At 40.4% G+C, this 16,382-nt stretch carries 14 protein-coding genes and 1 other RNA gene; 8 read left to right on the top strand and 7 right to left on the bottom strand.

Annotated elements, in window-relative coordinates; all coding sequences use genetic code 11:
* Window positions 1–43: 43 nt before the first annotated feature.
* Window positions 44–423, bottom strand: an RNA gene (gene rnpB / locus B3600_RS21005) — RNase P RNA component class A.
* Window positions 424–574: 151 nt separating this feature from the next.
* Between rnpB and B3600_RS21000 the strand changes: the two genes are divergently transcribed.
* The gene (locus B3600_RS21000; RefSeq protein WP_286754287.1) at window positions 575–1,627 is read left to right on the top strand and encodes a helix-turn-helix transcriptional regulator; all 1,053 of its coding nucleotides are present in this window, start codon (window positions 575–577) and stop codon (window positions 1,625–1,627) included.
* 12 nt (window positions 1,628–1,639) lie between these two features.
* On the opposite strand, the gene B3600_RS20995 is transcribed toward B3600_RS21000, so the two are convergent.
* From B3600_RS20995 to argS, 3 genes are read right to left on the bottom strand one after another with little or no spacing between them, the layout of a single operon-like run.
* Window positions 1,640–2,830, bottom strand: coding sequence for an NAD(P)/FAD-dependent oxidoreductase (locus B3600_RS20995; RefSeq protein WP_286754696.1), 1,191 nt, complete (start codon window positions 2,828–2,830; stop codon window positions 1,640–1,642).
* Between the two features lie 15 nt (window positions 2,831–2,845).
* The gene (locus B3600_RS20990; protein WP_115049488.1) at window positions 2,846–3,922 is read right to left on the bottom strand and encodes an oxidoreductase; all 1,077 of its coding nucleotides are present in this window, start codon (window positions 3,920–3,922) and stop codon (window positions 2,846–2,848) included.
* Between the two features lie 4 nt (window positions 3,923–3,926).
* Window positions 3,927–5,711 carry an arginine--tRNA ligase gene (gene argS / locus B3600_RS20985; protein WP_070569227.1) on the bottom strand — a complete coding sequence of 595 codons (1,785 nt, stop codon included), beginning with the start codon at window positions 5,709–5,711 and terminating at the stop codon, window positions 3,927–3,929.
* Between the two features lie 108 nt (window positions 5,712–5,819).
* On the opposite strand from argS, the gene B3600_RS20980 reads away from it, so the two are divergent.
* A complete protein-coding gene (locus B3600_RS20980; RefSeq protein ID WP_046675638.1) occupies window positions 5,820–7,211 on the top strand; it encodes an arginine decarboxylase in 1,392 nt (463 codons plus the stop codon).
* A 543-nt stretch (window positions 7,212–7,754) separates the two neighbouring features.
* On the opposite strand, the gene B3600_RS20975 is transcribed toward B3600_RS20980, so the two are convergent.
* Window positions 7,755–8,261, bottom strand: coding sequence for a thioredoxin family protein (locus B3600_RS20975; RefSeq protein ID WP_236586101.1), 507 nt, complete (start codon window positions 8,259–8,261; stop codon window positions 7,755–7,757).
* A 95-nt stretch (window positions 8,262–8,356) separates the two neighbouring features.
* Here B3600_RS20975 and B3600_RS20970 point away from each other — a divergent pair, with 95 nt between their 5' ends.
* From B3600_RS20970 to B3600_RS20955, 4 genes are all read left to right on the top strand, one after another.
* On the top strand, window positions 8,357–8,491 hold the full coding sequence (locus B3600_RS20970; RefSeq protein WP_286754286.1) for a hypothetical protein: 135 nt from the start codon (window positions 8,357–8,359) through the stop codon (window positions 8,489–8,491).
* 221 nt (window positions 8,492–8,712) lie between these two features.
* The gene (locus B3600_RS20965; RefSeq protein WP_286754285.1) at window positions 8,713–10,290 is read left to right on the top strand and encodes a glycerol-3-phosphate dehydrogenase/oxidase; all 1,578 of its coding nucleotides are present in this window, start codon (window positions 8,713–8,715) and stop codon (window positions 10,288–10,290) included.
* A gap of 34 nt (window positions 10,291–10,324) precedes the next feature.
* Entirely contained in the window at window positions 10,325–11,824 is a 1,500-nt protein-coding gene (gene glpK, locus B3600_RS20960) for a glycerol kinase GlpK (RefSeq protein WP_286754284.1), read from the top strand.
* A 9-nt stretch (window positions 11,825–11,833) separates the two neighbouring features.
* Window positions 11,834–12,574: an MIP/aquaporin family protein gene (locus B3600_RS20955; protein WP_286754283.1), complete on the top strand. Its 741-nt coding sequence runs from the start codon at window positions 11,834–11,836 to the stop codon at window positions 12,572–12,574.
* 61 nt (window positions 12,575–12,635) lie between these two features.
* On the opposite strand, the gene B3600_RS20950 is transcribed toward B3600_RS20955, so the two are convergent.
* Both B3600_RS20950 and B3600_RS20945 read right to left on the bottom strand, forming a co-directional pair.
* On the bottom strand, window positions 12,636–13,595 hold the full coding sequence (locus B3600_RS20950) for a GNAT family N-acetyltransferase (RefSeq protein ID WP_046671934.1): 960 nt from the start codon (window positions 13,593–13,595) through the stop codon (window positions 12,636–12,638).
* A gap of 5 nt (window positions 13,596–13,600) precedes the next feature.
* A complete protein-coding gene (locus tag B3600_RS20945) occupies window positions 13,601–14,434 on the bottom strand; it encodes a 1-acyl-sn-glycerol-3-phosphate acyltransferase (RefSeq protein ID WP_112374399.1) in 834 nt (277 codons plus the stop codon).
* Window positions 14,435–14,688: 254 nt separating this feature from the next.
* Here B3600_RS20945 and B3600_RS20940 point away from each other — a divergent pair, with 254 nt between their 5' ends.
* Window positions 14,689–15,351 carry a CBS domain-containing protein gene (locus B3600_RS20940; RefSeq protein WP_046671932.1) on the top strand — a complete coding sequence of 221 codons (663 nt, stop codon included), beginning with the start codon at window positions 14,689–14,691 and terminating at the stop codon, window positions 15,349–15,351.
* Between the two features lie 46 nt (window positions 15,352–15,397).
* Window positions 15,398–16,282, top strand: a complete 885-nt coding sequence (locus B3600_RS20935) for an NAD kinase (RefSeq protein ID WP_112374400.1) — start codon at window positions 15,398–15,400, stop codon at window positions 16,280–16,282.
* Window positions 16,283–16,382 lie beyond the last annotated feature (100 nt).

The following is a 16,382-nucleotide window of genomic DNA, read 5'->3' as shown; positions in this document are numbered from 1 at the left end:
TCAATTACGGGAATCAATATAAGTTTTTTTTGGCAATTAGCAAAAAGAAGCAAACCTTGTAAGCCGGGTTCTGTAGACCACCGAAGTGGAATTTCTATCATTTATCTAGATTTGCCATCGCTGACAAACTCAATCAACCTACCCATTACGAATTCCAATACATTGAAAGAAGACGAGCAGCCTTCGAATTTCGCAACCTATTTGGTCTTTCAACACACGAGGTTTACCGTAATATATGTCACCATACAAGACCGTAAGCTCTTACCTTACGTTTTCACCCTTACTCCGAAAAGCGGTATATTTTCTGTGGCACTTTCTGTCTGCTATTTTCATAACAGCCTTCCCGTTAGGAAGCGTGTTGCTCTATGTTGCCCGGACTTTCCTCTCCTCTCAAAAAAGAGCAGCGATAGAACCAGTTTGCTTCTGCGCAAAAGTAGCTATTTTACTCGGATAAACCCGAATTTCTTTTCAATTTCGAAAAGACCATTCATTTAGCATCACAGGCACAAAAATCTACGCAATTACCTTGCGTAGATAAAGAAAGTTTTTGTATTTTCAATCTAACAAAAAAAACATGGCACTCAATAAACTAGCCCTCATACGTTATAAAACGATTGACCATTGCCTTCGCTTGCGACATCGTAAATGGACCTTGGAAGATCTCATGGAAAAGGTTTCCGATGCACTTTATGAATTTGAAGGAATCAAAAATGGGATAAGTAAACGTACCATACAAGGTGATATTCAACTCATGCGTAGCAATAAACTTGGCTACAATGCGCCTATTGTGGTGTTGCACCGAAAATTCTACACCTATGAAGATCCCAACTATAGCATTAGCAATTCACCGATTTCCGTCGGTGACATGCAAAAAATGAAGGAGGCAGTAGAAGTACTTAAGCATGTGAGCGGTTTCTCCAGTTTTGATGAAATGAGCGATATTGTTGCACGGCTTGAAGATAGCATCCATACCAAAAAGGACAATTCACCTTCCATTATACAAATGGAAAGTAACAACCTGCTAAAAGGCCTTTCTTTTATCAGCCCGCTGCATCAAGCCATTCGTGAAAAAACACCACTCCTGATCAGCTACCAATCGTTCAAAGCAACACAACAGCAGGATCTGGTCTTCTCCCCTTATCTCTTAAAAGAATATCGGAATCGATGGTTTCTAATTGGTCAGCATAAAAAGAATGAAGGATTAATGACGCTGGCGCTTGATCGAATCAATGCCATCGAGGAAATGGGCAAAAATTCATACAAGGAATATACAGGGGTCGATTTCGAACGTTACTTTTCGGATACCATAGGCGTAACGAAGACACAAAAAGACCGCGGCCAGCGGGTGATATTGCAAGTCAATGCAAAAAATGCACCTTATGTAGCAACAAAACCCTTACATCCTTCACAGCAGATTTTAGACAAAAAGGAGGATGGCTCAATCTTAATTCGCATCGATGTTGTACTTAACTTTGAACTGGAAAGAGAAATTTTAGGTTTTGGCGAATCCATTAAAGTACTCTCGCCAAGAAATTTACAAACGAGAATAAAACAGCGCTTGACAGCTGCCACAGAACTCTATGCTGAGAAATCTGTCGATAAGATATCAAATTCACAACATGAATAATAGCTCACACACCTAAATATCTTGGGCGATGGCGTAACCACTAGCCCAAGCCCATTGGAAATTATAGCCGCCAAGCCATCCTGTAATATCAACAGTCTCCCCTCCGAAATAAAGGCCTTCAACTTTTTTAGACATTAAGCTTTTGGAGTGAAGCTCTTCCGTTGAAACTCCTCCACGCATGACCTCAGCTTTATCATACCCCTTATCTCCCGCAGGTTTTACCTTGAAGCGATGGATCGTATCGACAATCAACTTCGCATCAGCTTTACTCAGTGAGGCGATTTTGGTATCCAAGGCCAAAAATTTCCCAAGGGCGTCGACCAATTTCCTGCTGAAATAATCGTTTAGCAATTGTGAAACAAGTCGTTTCCCACCGTATTGTCGCTCCTGTTTAATCAGATTATCCAAATTAAAATTAGGCAAGAGATCAATCGTAATCTCCTGTCCAGGCCGCCAATAACTTGATATTTGAAGAATTGCAGGTCCGCTTAATCCCCAGTGTGTAAAGAGAATATTCTCTTCAAAAGACATTCCGGCAACAGACACTTTCGAGAACACCGAATTTCCAGCCAGAGAACTATACCAATCCGCATCTTTTCCAGTTATCGTCAAAGGGACTAATGCAGGCGCTGTACCGACTACATTCAAACCAAATTGTTTAGCTAAGCGTACTCCAAAGTCTGAGGCCCCAAGCTTTTGCACCGGAAGCCCACCGGAAGAAACAACCACTTTATGGGCATGGTATCGGGACTCACCTTTTGCATTTTCTACTGTTACCACAAAGCCATTATCGTTTTTTTCTACAGATTTGACCAAGGTATTCAAGGCTATATCCTGCCCTGTCTCGTATAAAATTTTAGAAAATACAGCAACGATATCTTTTGCTTTATTGGTCTCTGGAAACAACTGTCCCAGTGTTTTTTCATGTCCCACGATACCATATTGTTCAAAAAATGTAATGGTATCGTCCACGGTCCATTGTTTGAATATACCGTGCAAAAAATCTGGATTTTCAGAAATGAAATTAGCGGGACTGCTACCAATATTTGTATAATTACAGCGCCCACCTCCGGAAATCAGGATCTTCGCACCGACCTTATCGTTTCTTTCAAGGACCAAGGTCTTCTTCCCAATTAGCCCTGCTTGGGCTGCACACATCAATCCGCAGGCTCCCCCCCCAATAATGATGGCATCGTATAGTATACTCACAGCAACACTCTAATAAGCAATCAATGTATTTTCAACAGAAACAACTCTTCGTTCCAATTGACTCTGATACCCCAATTCAATAATTTTAATGACATCCCGCGCCTGTTCCGCCGATGCGATCAAGGTAGTTTTTCCCAATATGCTATCCGCAACGTTCTGATAAAAATCAGGATAAGAACCTATTTCAGAAGGAATCATTTCTTCAATATCATTCCCCTGTTCAACAATATTGAGCTTGCCGTATAGACTTGGATCTTCTTGTCCCCAGGTTGGATCTTCATCGGGAAATTTACCATCGCGCAGTAAAGCTTCCTGTGGATCGACACCATATTTTACAAAATTTCCGTTCATGCCAAAGACACGATATCGAGGTGTAGGTTCTTTTGTAAGCATAGACCCTTTCAGCGATACCCGTAAGTCATCATAGTACAATAAGCAGTCGAAATTGTCAATGGTTTTCGCATGATCCCGTTGAATAGCTAAATCTGCAAAAACAGCATCTGGTCTTCCAAACAATTGTAAAGTTTGATCGATAAGATGCGAGCCCAAATCGTAGAATATCCCCGAACCCGGTAAATGCTCTTCACGCCACGCATTTGGTCTCAAGTAATTGCGGAAACGATCAAACCTAGCTTCCAGATTTACAATTCTTCCCAATCGTCCACTTTGAATTACTTTCTTTAACGTTCGATAATCGGAGTTGAATCTTAAATTGTGATAAGGCGCCAAAATCAGATTTTTCTCCTTAGCCAGCGCGATAAGCTCATCGGCCTGCTCTACATTGTTCGTAAATGGTTTCTCGACAATAACGTGTTTTCCTGCTTCCAAAGCACGTTTTGCAAAAGGATAATGCATGTCATTGGAAGTCGCAACCACGACTAAATCAATGGTTGCATCATTAAAAATATCATCTGCCGACAAAGCAATTGCTGCCTGTGGATAGCGTTCCTTTAGCAAACTTTGCTGATCTGCTTTCCGGGCGGTCACTTTAACAAGATCCAGTTCAGCTATCGAACGCATCACGGGAGCGTGAAAAACCTGACCTGAAATTCCAAAACCAATAAGTCCTACGCGAATTTTCTTCATAGCATTACATTCTTTCAGGTACATGAATACCCAATAAGTTCATCCCTTTGGCGATAACCTTTGCCGCAGAAGCCGAAAGATGCAATCTAAAGTTCTTTACATCAGGATCTTCCGCTTTCAATATCGTTTCTTCATGATAGAATTTATTGTAGAACTTGGCTACTTCATAGATATAGTTTGCCAATTGCGCCGGGCTGAACTCTTGCGCAGAAGCCTCAATAGCCTCCGGAAACGCACCTAATTGCTGAATTAGATCTCGCTCGTAAGAGGAAATCGTCGCCGGTACAGACACAGCACTGTCAAAATCGAATTCAGCTTTACTTAAAACAGATTTGATACGCGCATGCGTGTATTGAATAAACGGCCCTGTATGACCTTGAAAATCGACAGACTCATTTGGATCAAACAAAAGACGTTTTTTAGGATCCACTTTCAATAGAAAATATTTCAATGCTCCCATTCCGATCGTATCGTAAAGAGCAGCTTTTGATTCCTCGTCCAATCCGCCAGTCTTGCCAAGCTCCTCAGTACGTACCTGTGCAGTTTTAAGCATTTCAGCCATTAAATCATCCGCATCAACAACTGTTCCCTCCCGCGATTTCATTTTACCTGAAGGAAGGTCGACCATCCCATACGATAAATGGAACAATCCGTCAGCCCAGGCTTTACCTAGTTTTTTTAAGATTAAAAACAATACCTTGAAATGGTAATCCTGTTCGTTACCGACAACATAAATAGAATCATTCATTTTGAATTCATCATATTTCAATTGTGCTGTCCCCAAATCTTGTGTAATATAGACCGAAGTACCGTCGCCACGAAGCACAAGCTTCTGATCCAATCCTTCGTCTGTTAGATCAATCCATACGGAGTTATCCTCTTTTTTAAAGAAAACCCCTTTATCTAAACCTTCCTGGATAATATCTTTACCCAACAAGTATGTATTGGATTCATAATAGTATTTATCAAAATCGACGCCTAATTGTTTGTAGGTCTTTTCAAACCCCGCGTACACCCAACTGTTCATGGTTTTCCAAAGGGAGATCACCTCTTCATTACCGGCTTCCCATTGTTGCAACATCGCTTGTGCCTCCTTCATCAAAGGTGCATTTTTCTTTGCTTCCTCTTCGGTTTGCCCCTCAGCTTTCAATGCCTCGATTTCCTTTTTATATTCTTTGTCAAAGACAACGTAATATTTTCCAACAAGGTGGTCGCCTTTAAGTCCAGTAGACTCGGGTGTTTCACCGTTACCAAATTTCTGCCAGGCCAACATGGACTTACAGATATGGATACCACGATCGTTCACCAAATTTGCTTTGATCACATCATAACCATACGCTTTTAGGATTTCCGCAACAGCATATCCTAATAAGTTATTACGGATATGTCCCAAGTGCAGTGGTTTATTGGTATTTGGAGAAGAGTATTCCACCATCAATTTTTTCCCGTTCGCAGGAAATACAGCAAAGTCCTTCGCCGTTATGGTCTGATTCAACAACGTGATCCAGTAAGCATCGGAAAGAACAATATTCAAAAAGCCTTTTATCACATTGAAATCTGATATTTCAGCGATATGCTGTTGCAAATAAGCACCAATTTCCTTTCCGGTTTGTTCCGGAGAAGATTTCGAAAAGCGCGTTACGGGAAAAGTTACGATTGTAATTTGTCCCTCAAACTCCTTTCGGGTAGCTTGTAAAGCAATTTGAGTTTCTAAAATATCTGCATTGTAAAGCTCTTTTACTGCCTGTACAGTGACTTCAACAAGTCGCTTTTGAATAGAATTTGCCATTTAATGATTTTGTAATTTTTACAACTTCCTGATAGTGAATTGGAAATAAATAACATTCCTTATTTAGGTATTCACCATTAAAGTATATCTTTGCAAAAATAATAAAAAATGCAGAGCTATCAGGAATTTCTTGACTTAAGTGTTGGTTTTCCGCAAGACGGATTCGAAATCATCGACGACGAATTGTATTTCCACGATTTGAATTTAATGGAAATGATAGAAACGTACGGTACGCCGTTACGTTTTACCTATTTGCCTATCGTCAGCAAAAAAATTCAGCAAGCGAAAATCCTCTTTCAGACCGCAATTCTGAAACACAACTATCGCGGATCTTACAAATATTGTTATTGTACCAAGTCATCCCATTTCAAGCACATCGTAGAGGAAGCTTTGAAAAATGATATCCACCTGGAAACTTCATCTGCATTTGATATGCCGATGATCGATTCATTGGAAAGACAGGGCACAGTAACAAAAGACATTACAGTGATCTGTAATGGGTTCAAAACCTACCAGTACAAACAATATATTGTTGATATGATCCACGATGGATATAAAAACATTATACCGGTGCTGGATAACAAAGAGGAGTTTAACCTTTATGATGATGAAATCGAATTGGATGAGCCTTGTGCTTTAGGTATCCGCGTTGCTTCCGAAGAGCAACCAGATTCTCAATTCTATACATCTCGCCTAGGGATTCGCCAGGAAGACGTCGTTGAATTCTATAACAACAAGATCGCCGACAATCCAAACTTTAAAGTAAAGTTGCTCCATTTTTTCATTAATTCAGGTATCTCGGACACCCCGTATTACTGGAACGAATTAGAGAAATACGTTACTTTATATTGTAAATTCAAGAAAGTAAACCCGGATTTAGATACCCTAGATATCGGTGGTGGCATGCCATTTAAGGATTCATTGGTACACGACTTTGATTACGAATATATGGTCAATGAGATCGTCAACCGTATCAAACAAATCTGTGCTCACCATGAAGTGATGGAACCAGACATTATTACTGAATTTGGCAAATACACTGTTGCTGAAGCATCAGGTATCCTCTATAAAGTTTTGGGGCGCAAGCAACAAAACGATCGCGAACGTTGGTTTATGATTGATGGTTCATTCATTACAAATTTGCCGGATGTATGGGCATTGAATCAAAAATACATTCTATTGCCGATCAATAACTGGGATTCAGAATATGAACGCGTCAATTTGGGTGGCATCACATGCGATGGACAGGATTATTACAATCAGGAGGCGCATATGAACTCGGTATTTATGCCGAAGACCCGTAAGGTTCAATACCTGGGCTTCTTTCATACAGGCGCCTATCAAGATGTATTAAGCGGATATGGAGGCATCCACCACTGCTTACTTCCTTCACCCAAACATGTGCTTGTACGCCGCAATAGAGATGAAACATTCAACTACGAGGTGTTCGGTGAGGAGCAAAACTCCAAACAAGTAATGAAATTGTTAGGCTACCAATAAGATATTCTACCAAGAGTAAGCACGCTCGTCATTGGGGGATCAAAACAATATCCTCGTAAAAAAGAGCTATTTTAAGCCAAAATAAAAAGGTCTCGTTTCTAGGAACGAGACCTTTTATTTTCAGCCTATCCGCCATTATTTACAATCGGGCGTAAATTAAAGGCAAAATCACAGACAATGACAACCATATCCAGTAGAAAAAAATAGATTGTAAAATCTATATAGTAAGCTGTTCGGTAGATGTAAACCTATTTCAGTATAAGACAGCTGGCTTTTATTCATATTGTGTTCGTACCTGCTTCGGACCACGTTCGGAGCTGCCCAATTCCGTTACGACTGTTGACCTAGTAGTCTACAGACTTTTCCTGTTTGGAGACTGGACAATATCTGTACAGCATCTGTACAAGATCTATTGATGATCCGAAGCAGATACGAAGCAGGTACAAAGGAAAGCTACTGATCTTTCAGAATGTATCGTCGTTTAGGAAAGGATTGCTGGGTATTTTCCTTTAGCGCGACTAGAAATCCCAAAGTCGATAATTGCTATTTTGCAACCCAAGTTTTAAAGAAATTAAGCACTTTTTCTTCATCATAGCCCTTTCCTTTTTCCAGACTACCACTCTCCTGTACATGCAATGTTTTTCCATTTCTATCCAAAATAATAAAAAATGGATAACCTAGTTTATTGCCTTCAGGGGCATACTTTTGAAACACAGCTTCATTTTTATTTTCCTTTGAATAATTGAGGTGATAATAGAGGAAATGACTCTTTAACAACTTGTCGACACTTGCCGTTTTATGGATATATTCATTAAATCTTAAACACCAGACACACCAATTCCCACCGGCTTGAATGACGATGTTTTTCTTTTCTTTCTTTGCTTGAACCAATAGTTGATCAATATCATTCTGTGCATTGGCATCTGGATTGTAAGGCTTCGAAAGATCCTGAGCTGTAGCAAGCTGCTGTGAGAACGCTTTGGACTGTACGAGTACCGTCCCCAAAAACACAATAGCTCCACACAGTAATAATCTTATATTTCTCATCATAAATAAATTAAATACGAATCTAAAATTACAAAATCATTTCCCCAAACCAAAACATAAGCAGCACATAATCGTTAAACATGATATAGCTATTGACCATGAAAAAAAACACCCAGGACTACAACGGACCGTATTTCAGCGGATTCATAAAAACGCGATTAAGCCCTATATACATGACCTTAGGTGATCAGGATAGGGGTGTCATTCAAAATACCGCCATTGGGGAGAAGTAAAAAAGGCAACCTGTTGATATGCTATACCCTATCACCCGTAAAAACCAAAAAGACTTCCTTTTGCTAAAATAAAAACAAAACAAAACAAAAACAAACACCTGACCTTAACATAAATATTATTTAATTTCCTTTAAAATTTAACAAATATAGCATAACTTAGTGTAAAGGAAGTAGTAAAAGAAGCACAGAAGATTCACTACAAAAATCCAAAACGAAACAAAATGAAACACCAAGAATTCAACAGGTCAAAACTGATAGAAAAAATAAGGGATACGAGCGCGTGGGATGTTATCGTCATAGGCGGCGGTGCCAGCGGATTAGGTGTTGCATTAGATGCCTTAAGCCGAGGGTTCAAAACAATTTTATTGGAGCAGGTTGATTTTGCAAAAGGCACTTCAAGCAAAGCAACAAAGCTTGTTCACGGTGGTGTACGCTACTTGGCTCAAGGCGACATCTCATTGGTTAAAGAAGCGCTTCATGAAAGAGGTTTACTCCAAAAAAATGCTCCACACCTTGTTAAAAACCAATCGTTTATCATTCCAAACTACAGCTGGTTCGATGGCCCATTTTACACCATTGGAATGAAAATATATGACCTTTTGGCAGGTAAATTAAGCTTGGGAAAATCCATTCATATCAATAAAGAAGAAACGCTCAATCGCATAAGCACTGTACGACCTAAAGGGCTATATGGTGGCGTGGTATATCAAGACGGACAATTTGACGACTCCAGGCTTGCGCTCAACGTTGCGCAGACCTGTATACAAATGGGCGGAGTCGCCCTAAATTATGTAAGGGTCAATAACCTCAGCAAAGACAGCGATGGACGAATAAACGGTGTCATCGCCAATGATACCGAAACTGGTGAAGTTTTCACCATACAAGGCAAAGCTGTTATCAATGCTACAGGAATATTTGTCGATGATATCTTAAAAATGGATAGACCTGAAGCGAAACAAATGGTACGCCCCAGCCAGGGTGTTCACCTTGTATTTGACAAGTCGTTTCTCCCGGGCGACGATGCCATTATGATTCCAAAAACGGATGATGGACGGGTCCTTTTTCTAGTACCTTGGCATAATCGAGTCATTGTGGGAACAACGGATACACCGATAGACGAGCATAGCCTTGAACCGGTAGCTTTGGAGCAGGAGATCGATTTTATTCTGAAAACGGCGGGACGTTACTTGACAAAACAACCAACAAGAGCGGATGCATTGGCCGTATTCGCCGGCCTCCGTCCACTGGCAGCCCCTACAGGTAACTCAAACAAAACCAAAGAGATCTCACGAAGCCACAAGGTTATTGTTAGCGACTCCAAATTACTGACTTTAACTGGCGGAAAGTGGACAACATTCCGTCGAATGGGCCAAGATACCCTAGACAAAGCGATAAAAATTGGTTGTTTACCTCAAAAAGAAAGCCGGTCTGCCACACAAAAGATCTATAGCGCCATTCCAACGTCCGACAGAAGCAATCATATGTATATTTACGGTGCCGACCAAGAAATGATCAATGCATTGGCTCAGGAAAATCCCGAATGGAACGAAAAGTTAATCCCACATCTTGAGTTCAAAAAGGCCGAAGTTGTTTGGGCAGCACGCAATGAACTTGCCAGGACTGTGGAAGATGTGCTATCCCGTCGGGTACGGATGCTATTTCTTGATGCGAAAGCTGCAATTGAAGCTGCACCTGATGTCGCAAAAATACTCGCCCAGGAACTGGAAAAAGATGAAGATTGGCAAAATGATCAAATAACGCATTTTCAAAATGTTGCAAAAAATTATATCTTAAAGTAATACAAAATAACCAGCAATACTCAATTACTCAATTATGGAACAACAATACATCTTGGCAATGGATCAAGGTACCACCAGCTCCAGAGCTATCATTTTTGATAAAGACAGAAATATAGTCTCCATTGCCCAGAAGGAATTTACGCAAATATTCCCACAACCAGGATGGGTTGAACACGATCCACATGAAATCTGGTCAACACAGGCAGGTGTCACTGCAGAAGCAACCACAAAAGCAGGGTTAAACGGCAAAAATATTGCCGCCATTGGCATTACCAATCAACGGGAAACTGTGGTCGTTTGGGAAAAAGAAACAGGAAAACCCATCTACAATGCCATTGTATGGCAAGATAAACGCACAGCAGATTATTGCGACGAGTTGCGTAGCTCTGGAAAACATGAGATGATCCAGAAAAAAACAGGCCTAATATTAGATCCTTACTTTTCTGCAACCAAAATAAAATGGATTCTGGATAACGTGGAAGGTGCCCGGGAAAAAGCACAAAACGGGGAATTAATCTGTGGAACTATTGACACTTGGCTCGTCTGGAACCTCACCCGGGGCGATGCTCACATTACGGATGTAACAAACGCTTCCCGCACCTTACTCTTTAATATTCATAGCATGGAATGGGATAAGGAGCTACTCGAATTATTTGACATCCCCGTCGCCATGCTGCCCGAAGTAAAAGAAAGCAGTGAAATATATGGGGAATCACGGACAACAATTTTTGCACACAAAGTCAAGATAGCTGGAATTGCTGGCGACCAGCAGGCGGCACTGTTCGGACAGCAATGTATTGAAAAGGGAATGGTCAAAAACACGTACGGCACTGGATGTTTTATGTTAATGAACATCGGGGATAAACCAATCCGTTCAAAGAACAACCTTTTAACGACTGTCGCCTGGAAAATCAACGGAAAAACAGAATATGCCTTAGAGGGGAGCATATTTATCGGCGGCGCACTGGTCCAATGGCTACGCGACAATCTCAACATCATCTACAAATCGGCAGACATAGAGCAATTAGCGCTGACAGAAAAAGATAATGGCGGTGTCACATTTATCCCTACATTCGCCGGACTGGGGGCTCCATACTGGAACGCTCGTGCACAAGGTACACTATTTGGCCTTACGCGTGCAACAACCAATGGTCATATTGCACGCGCCTCGCTAGAGGCAATTTCCCTGCAGACTCGTGATGTGCTGCAAGCCATGGAAGCTGATAGCGGCATACCGATCAAAGAATTGCGTGTAGACGGCGGTGCAACAGCAAATAATCTACTTATGCAGATTCAGGCCAATGTACTAAACAGCAAAGTTGTACGCCCCAAAATTACAGAAACTACAGCTTTGGGGGCAGCATACCTCGCCGGACTGGCCGTGGGATTCTGGAAAAATGAGGATGAGATTTCTAAGTTTTGGGCACAGGATCGTATATTTGAACCTGAAGCAGAGCAAGAAGAGCAAACAAAAAAGATTATTAAGCTCTGGACCAAGGGAGTCAAAGCATTACAATACTGGACCGAAAACTAACCAACAAGCATGAACCATTATTTAGCAGAATTTATCGGCACCACCCTTCTCCTTCTTTTAGGCAATGGGGTTGTGGCCAACGTTATCTTAAAAGGCACAAAAGGAGAAAATGGAGGGTGGATTGTAATCACGACCGCATGGGCACTTGCAGTGTATGTAGGTGTTGTTTTTGCCGGCCCATATACCGGAGCCCACCTCAATCCTGCGGTAACCATTGCCGTAGCCCTTAATCATGGCCTCCCTTGGATGGAAGTACCTGGCTATATTCTCGCACAAATTGCCGGTGGTTTCTGTGGCGCGATGTTGACCTACATCATGCACAAAGACCATTTCGATGCAACAGCAGACCAAACGACCAAACTTGGTGTTTTCGCTACTATACCCAACATCCGAAATACATCAACAAATCTGGCAAGTGAAATTATCGGAACCTTTGTGTTGATTTTTGTAATTTTCTTCATAACGGGTCAAGATGTCACCATTGACGGAAAAACAGCTCCCATTGGCATGGGCTCCCTTGGTGCGATACCCGTTGCATTCCTCGTGTGGGCCATCGGCCTCTCCCTAGGCGGAACTACGGGATATGCCATCAATCCTGCCCGGGATTTTGGCCCGCGCTTATTTCATGCGCTTTGGCCAATCAAAGGAAAAGGTAGCTCCGACTGGTCTTATGCCTGGATTCCAATCCTAGGACCGATCTTGGGCGCCATTTTAGCCTTTGCACTGTATACCTGTATAAAACCGGCCTAATCAAGGTCGAGCTGCACGAACAAAATAAAAGGGATTCAAAAATTGAATCCCTTTTATTTTATTATCCACGCTTGGGTTTTCTATGACCGTATTCACGATCCCGATCAAACGTATTCATATGGCGTTCCTTCTTCACGGGATACACATCATCAATTACAATCAAAATACCTTTTTCTTCTACCGTACCAAACTCATCATTACGTGCAGTGCCAAATGATTTCATCGTAGGCGATAGGTTCATATAGGTATTGATCAACGGTGGAATATTCTCTCCCAATGCTCTCACATGGCTATTTAACACCTTATATCCTTCTTTATAATCCAGCCCATCAAATACGCCGACAAAGCGATCGTAATCATTTTTGATTTCCAATTCCGGAAGAGGAAGAACCAATTTATCATGGTCAGGAAAATAATAGTCCATAAAATAAAGCAACATATCCCGTGCATCTTTATTATAATGCGGATACATGGTCACTTTACCAAAGAGGTATTTAATTTCAGGGTTAAGCATCACCAAAGCCCCTAAACCGTCCCAAAGATTGTCCAATGAAAAAATTCCTTTTCTATTGTCGATGGCTGGTTGGTACTTAGGCTGTACAAACGACCGCCCCAACTCTATGGTGTAAGGTAGATATTCATTCGTAAATAATTCGGAAAACTGAAAATAATGTGCTGTTGATAAATTGGGTATGCCGTTTACTTCACCAGCCTCGGCACATTTGATCACCCTATAACCGGCAACCACCTCTTCATCTTCGGGATTCCATGCGATCAACTGATCGTAACAATCTTCGCATGTATCATTTTCATCGATATCAATTGAAAGTCCTGTACCTCCCCCTGCGCCACGAAAAGTCAACTCCCGCAAACGCCCAATTTCACGCATGACATTTGGCGAATTATGATAGTTGATTAAGTATATCTCGTTATTTCCATTGTTGGTATATCGTAAGAAGACTTCTTTATTCAATTCGGTCTTCAATAATTCTCTATCAACTGGAGGTATAATTTCTTGCATAAATTCTATTTTTCTTGAGCCAATCCATAAACCCTTCTTTTCACTTCCTCAGCCCAAGTTTTTTCGTTTTTTGATTGATCAAACGCTGTATAAGGGATTCTTTCTCCTACTATAATATTGACGGTATGTCCGCGTTGAGCAAACATTTCATCAGGTAAATATAACATTTCAATGTTTACCTTGAGACCCAATTTCTGTCTAAGCCTTGCAAAATTATAAAAAAACTTAGAGTTTTTACCGTCAATCAGGACCGGAATGATATCTTTTTTATATTTTTTTGCTTTGCTAATAAAACTTTTCTTCCATTCTAGGTCTTCTATACGGCCATCGTTTTGTTTTCTGGAAACCAAACCAGCAGGGAATACCAATAGCGCATCATCCGCTCCGTAAGCCTCCTCGATCGCAGAAATAGCCTGTTTCCCCTGCCCCCCCAACTTATTGACACCGACAAACAAAGGCCTCAAATTACCTATATTTAAAAGAATATCATTAACCAAAAATTTCACATCGCGTCTATATTTACCTATAGCGTGCATAAATGCAATTCCATCCAATCCGCCCAAAGGGTGATTGGACGCAAAAATAACCGGATCCGATACTGGAATATTTTCTGCCCCATACAAATTGACCTTGACATCCAGATCGTTGATCAATGCATCAACAAAGTCCAGGCCCTGAAGATCCGCAAAGCGCGTCATAATATCATTTATCTCGTCTTCATGAATTGTCCTTTTTAAATAATTAAGTAAAAAAGACGGAATCCATTTAGCAAGGCCCGCATTTTTTTTGTGAATAACTTCACGTATATCAATAAACTTTTTACTCTCGCTTGTGATCATCAATCTTACTGTTCCAATTAAAAATACTTCACCTCCGTTTAAGCCCAGTTTTTAGGCCTATCCCAATTCGTTGACAAAAATAATAACAGAATGGTAATAAAAGTACAATTTTAAACTTTAAAATTGTACTTATTTGCAATAATGTATTCGTTCTCTGTGCTTCCTGTTTTAGGTATTACAAGCAATCAACGAATTAAGTATAAATCTGATCCTGTAAAATTTCTTTTCACCTAGTTTTTTTATTAAGTTTGAGTATGCTAATAAGTCAATTTCTTTCAAATGCTGATTTCAGTATTCAAAATGCTGATTCAATACAACAAGCGCTAGAGAAGCTGCAAGATATGCTTTGTAAAGAATTAGTCGTTTTAAATGGTGACGACTATATTGGCCTGGTTAATGAAACCATCTTATTGGATGCGGAAGATGAAGATGCTCCCCTTTCTTCCATAAAAATAAATACGGCCCCCATACAGCTGAAGTTCAATCAACACCCCTATGATGCCCTGGTGATGATAACGGTATATAATAGCACAATCATTCCTATTTTAGATCAAGACAACAAATATATTGGTGTGTCAACGCAATTGGATATATTAAAGGCAATAAGTTCAATTCAATCACAAAATGAATCTGGTGCTATTATTGTGTTGGCGACTGGCCTACACGATTTTTCACTTTCACAGATTGCGCACCTTGTTGAAAGTGACAATTGCAGAATCCTCAATTGCGCAACTAAAATAAATTTGGAAAGTGACAACATTGAAGTTACCCTTAAAGTCGACAAGTCAAACATCAATGCCTTACTGAATTCATTCCTAAGACACAACTATTTAATTCTTGAAACCCATAATACCATAGCTGCATTTGACGACACTGCCGACCGTTATCAGCAGCTTATGAATTATATTAACATTTGATTAAGATTAGTTTTTTCTCATCTTTGCCCCATAAATTGAAAACAATATGAGAATCGCAATATATGGAAGAGAGTTTCAACCCTCTGTTATACCACATGTGAAACACTTATTTGAATATCTTGTCGATAAAAATATTGAGATCTGGGTATATAATCCATTTCATGAATTTCTGCAATCACAATTTGAATGCGCCTTTAACTTCTCAACATACAATACCTATCAAGAAATAAAAGATCATATTGACATCATGTTGAGTCTAGGCGGAGATGGAACCATGTTATCTGCTGTTTCCCTGATTAAAGATTCCGGAATTCCAATTGCAGGAATAAACTTTGGACGCCTCGGCTTTTTAGCGTCCATCAATAAAAATGATTTTGAGGATGCCATCGAGGATATACTGAACCAGCGTTTTACCATACAGAAGCGCGTGCTGCTCTCTGTAGAATCTGAACAGCTTAACTTGTTTGAAGGCAATCATTATGCCCTTAATGATATCACCGTATTTCGTTACGACAGCTCGGCCATGATTACGGTCAATGCACGCATCAATGGCGAACTACTGAATTCATACTGGGCAGATGGACTAATTATCGCTACACCTACCGGATCCACAGCCTATTCATTGAGTTGCGGCGGACCTATTATTATGCCGGAAAGTGGCAATTTTGTCATTACCCCCATCTCTCCGCACAATCTCAATGTGAGACCCATTGTCATCTCGAATCAGTTTACCCTTGAATTGGAAATAGAGAGTCGAAGCAATCAATACATCTTAAGCTGTGATTCCAAAAACGAGTCTATTGATACATCTGTAAAATTAACCATTAAACAGGCTCCATTTACTATTAATCTGATTAGACTCCCCCATGAAAGCTTTTTCAGTACGCTGCGGGAAAAATTACTTTGGGGCATCGATGTCAGAAATTATTAGGCTATCAATTCACTTCGCACAAGCTCGCTTTGTATGAAGAGAAACACACAAAACAATCTTTCTACATATTGTCCTTCTAAATTTCCAATTAAAAATCGAT

It is taken from the genome of Sphingobacterium sp. UBA2480, assembly GCF_002341965.1.
Taxonomy (GTDB): Bacteria; Bacteroidota; Bacteroidia; order Sphingobacteriales; family Sphingobacteriaceae; genus Sphingobacterium; species Sphingobacterium multivorum.
The sequence above is the reverse complement of the archived record's forward strand: the minus strand, read 5'-3'. Positions and strand labels throughout refer to the sequence as shown.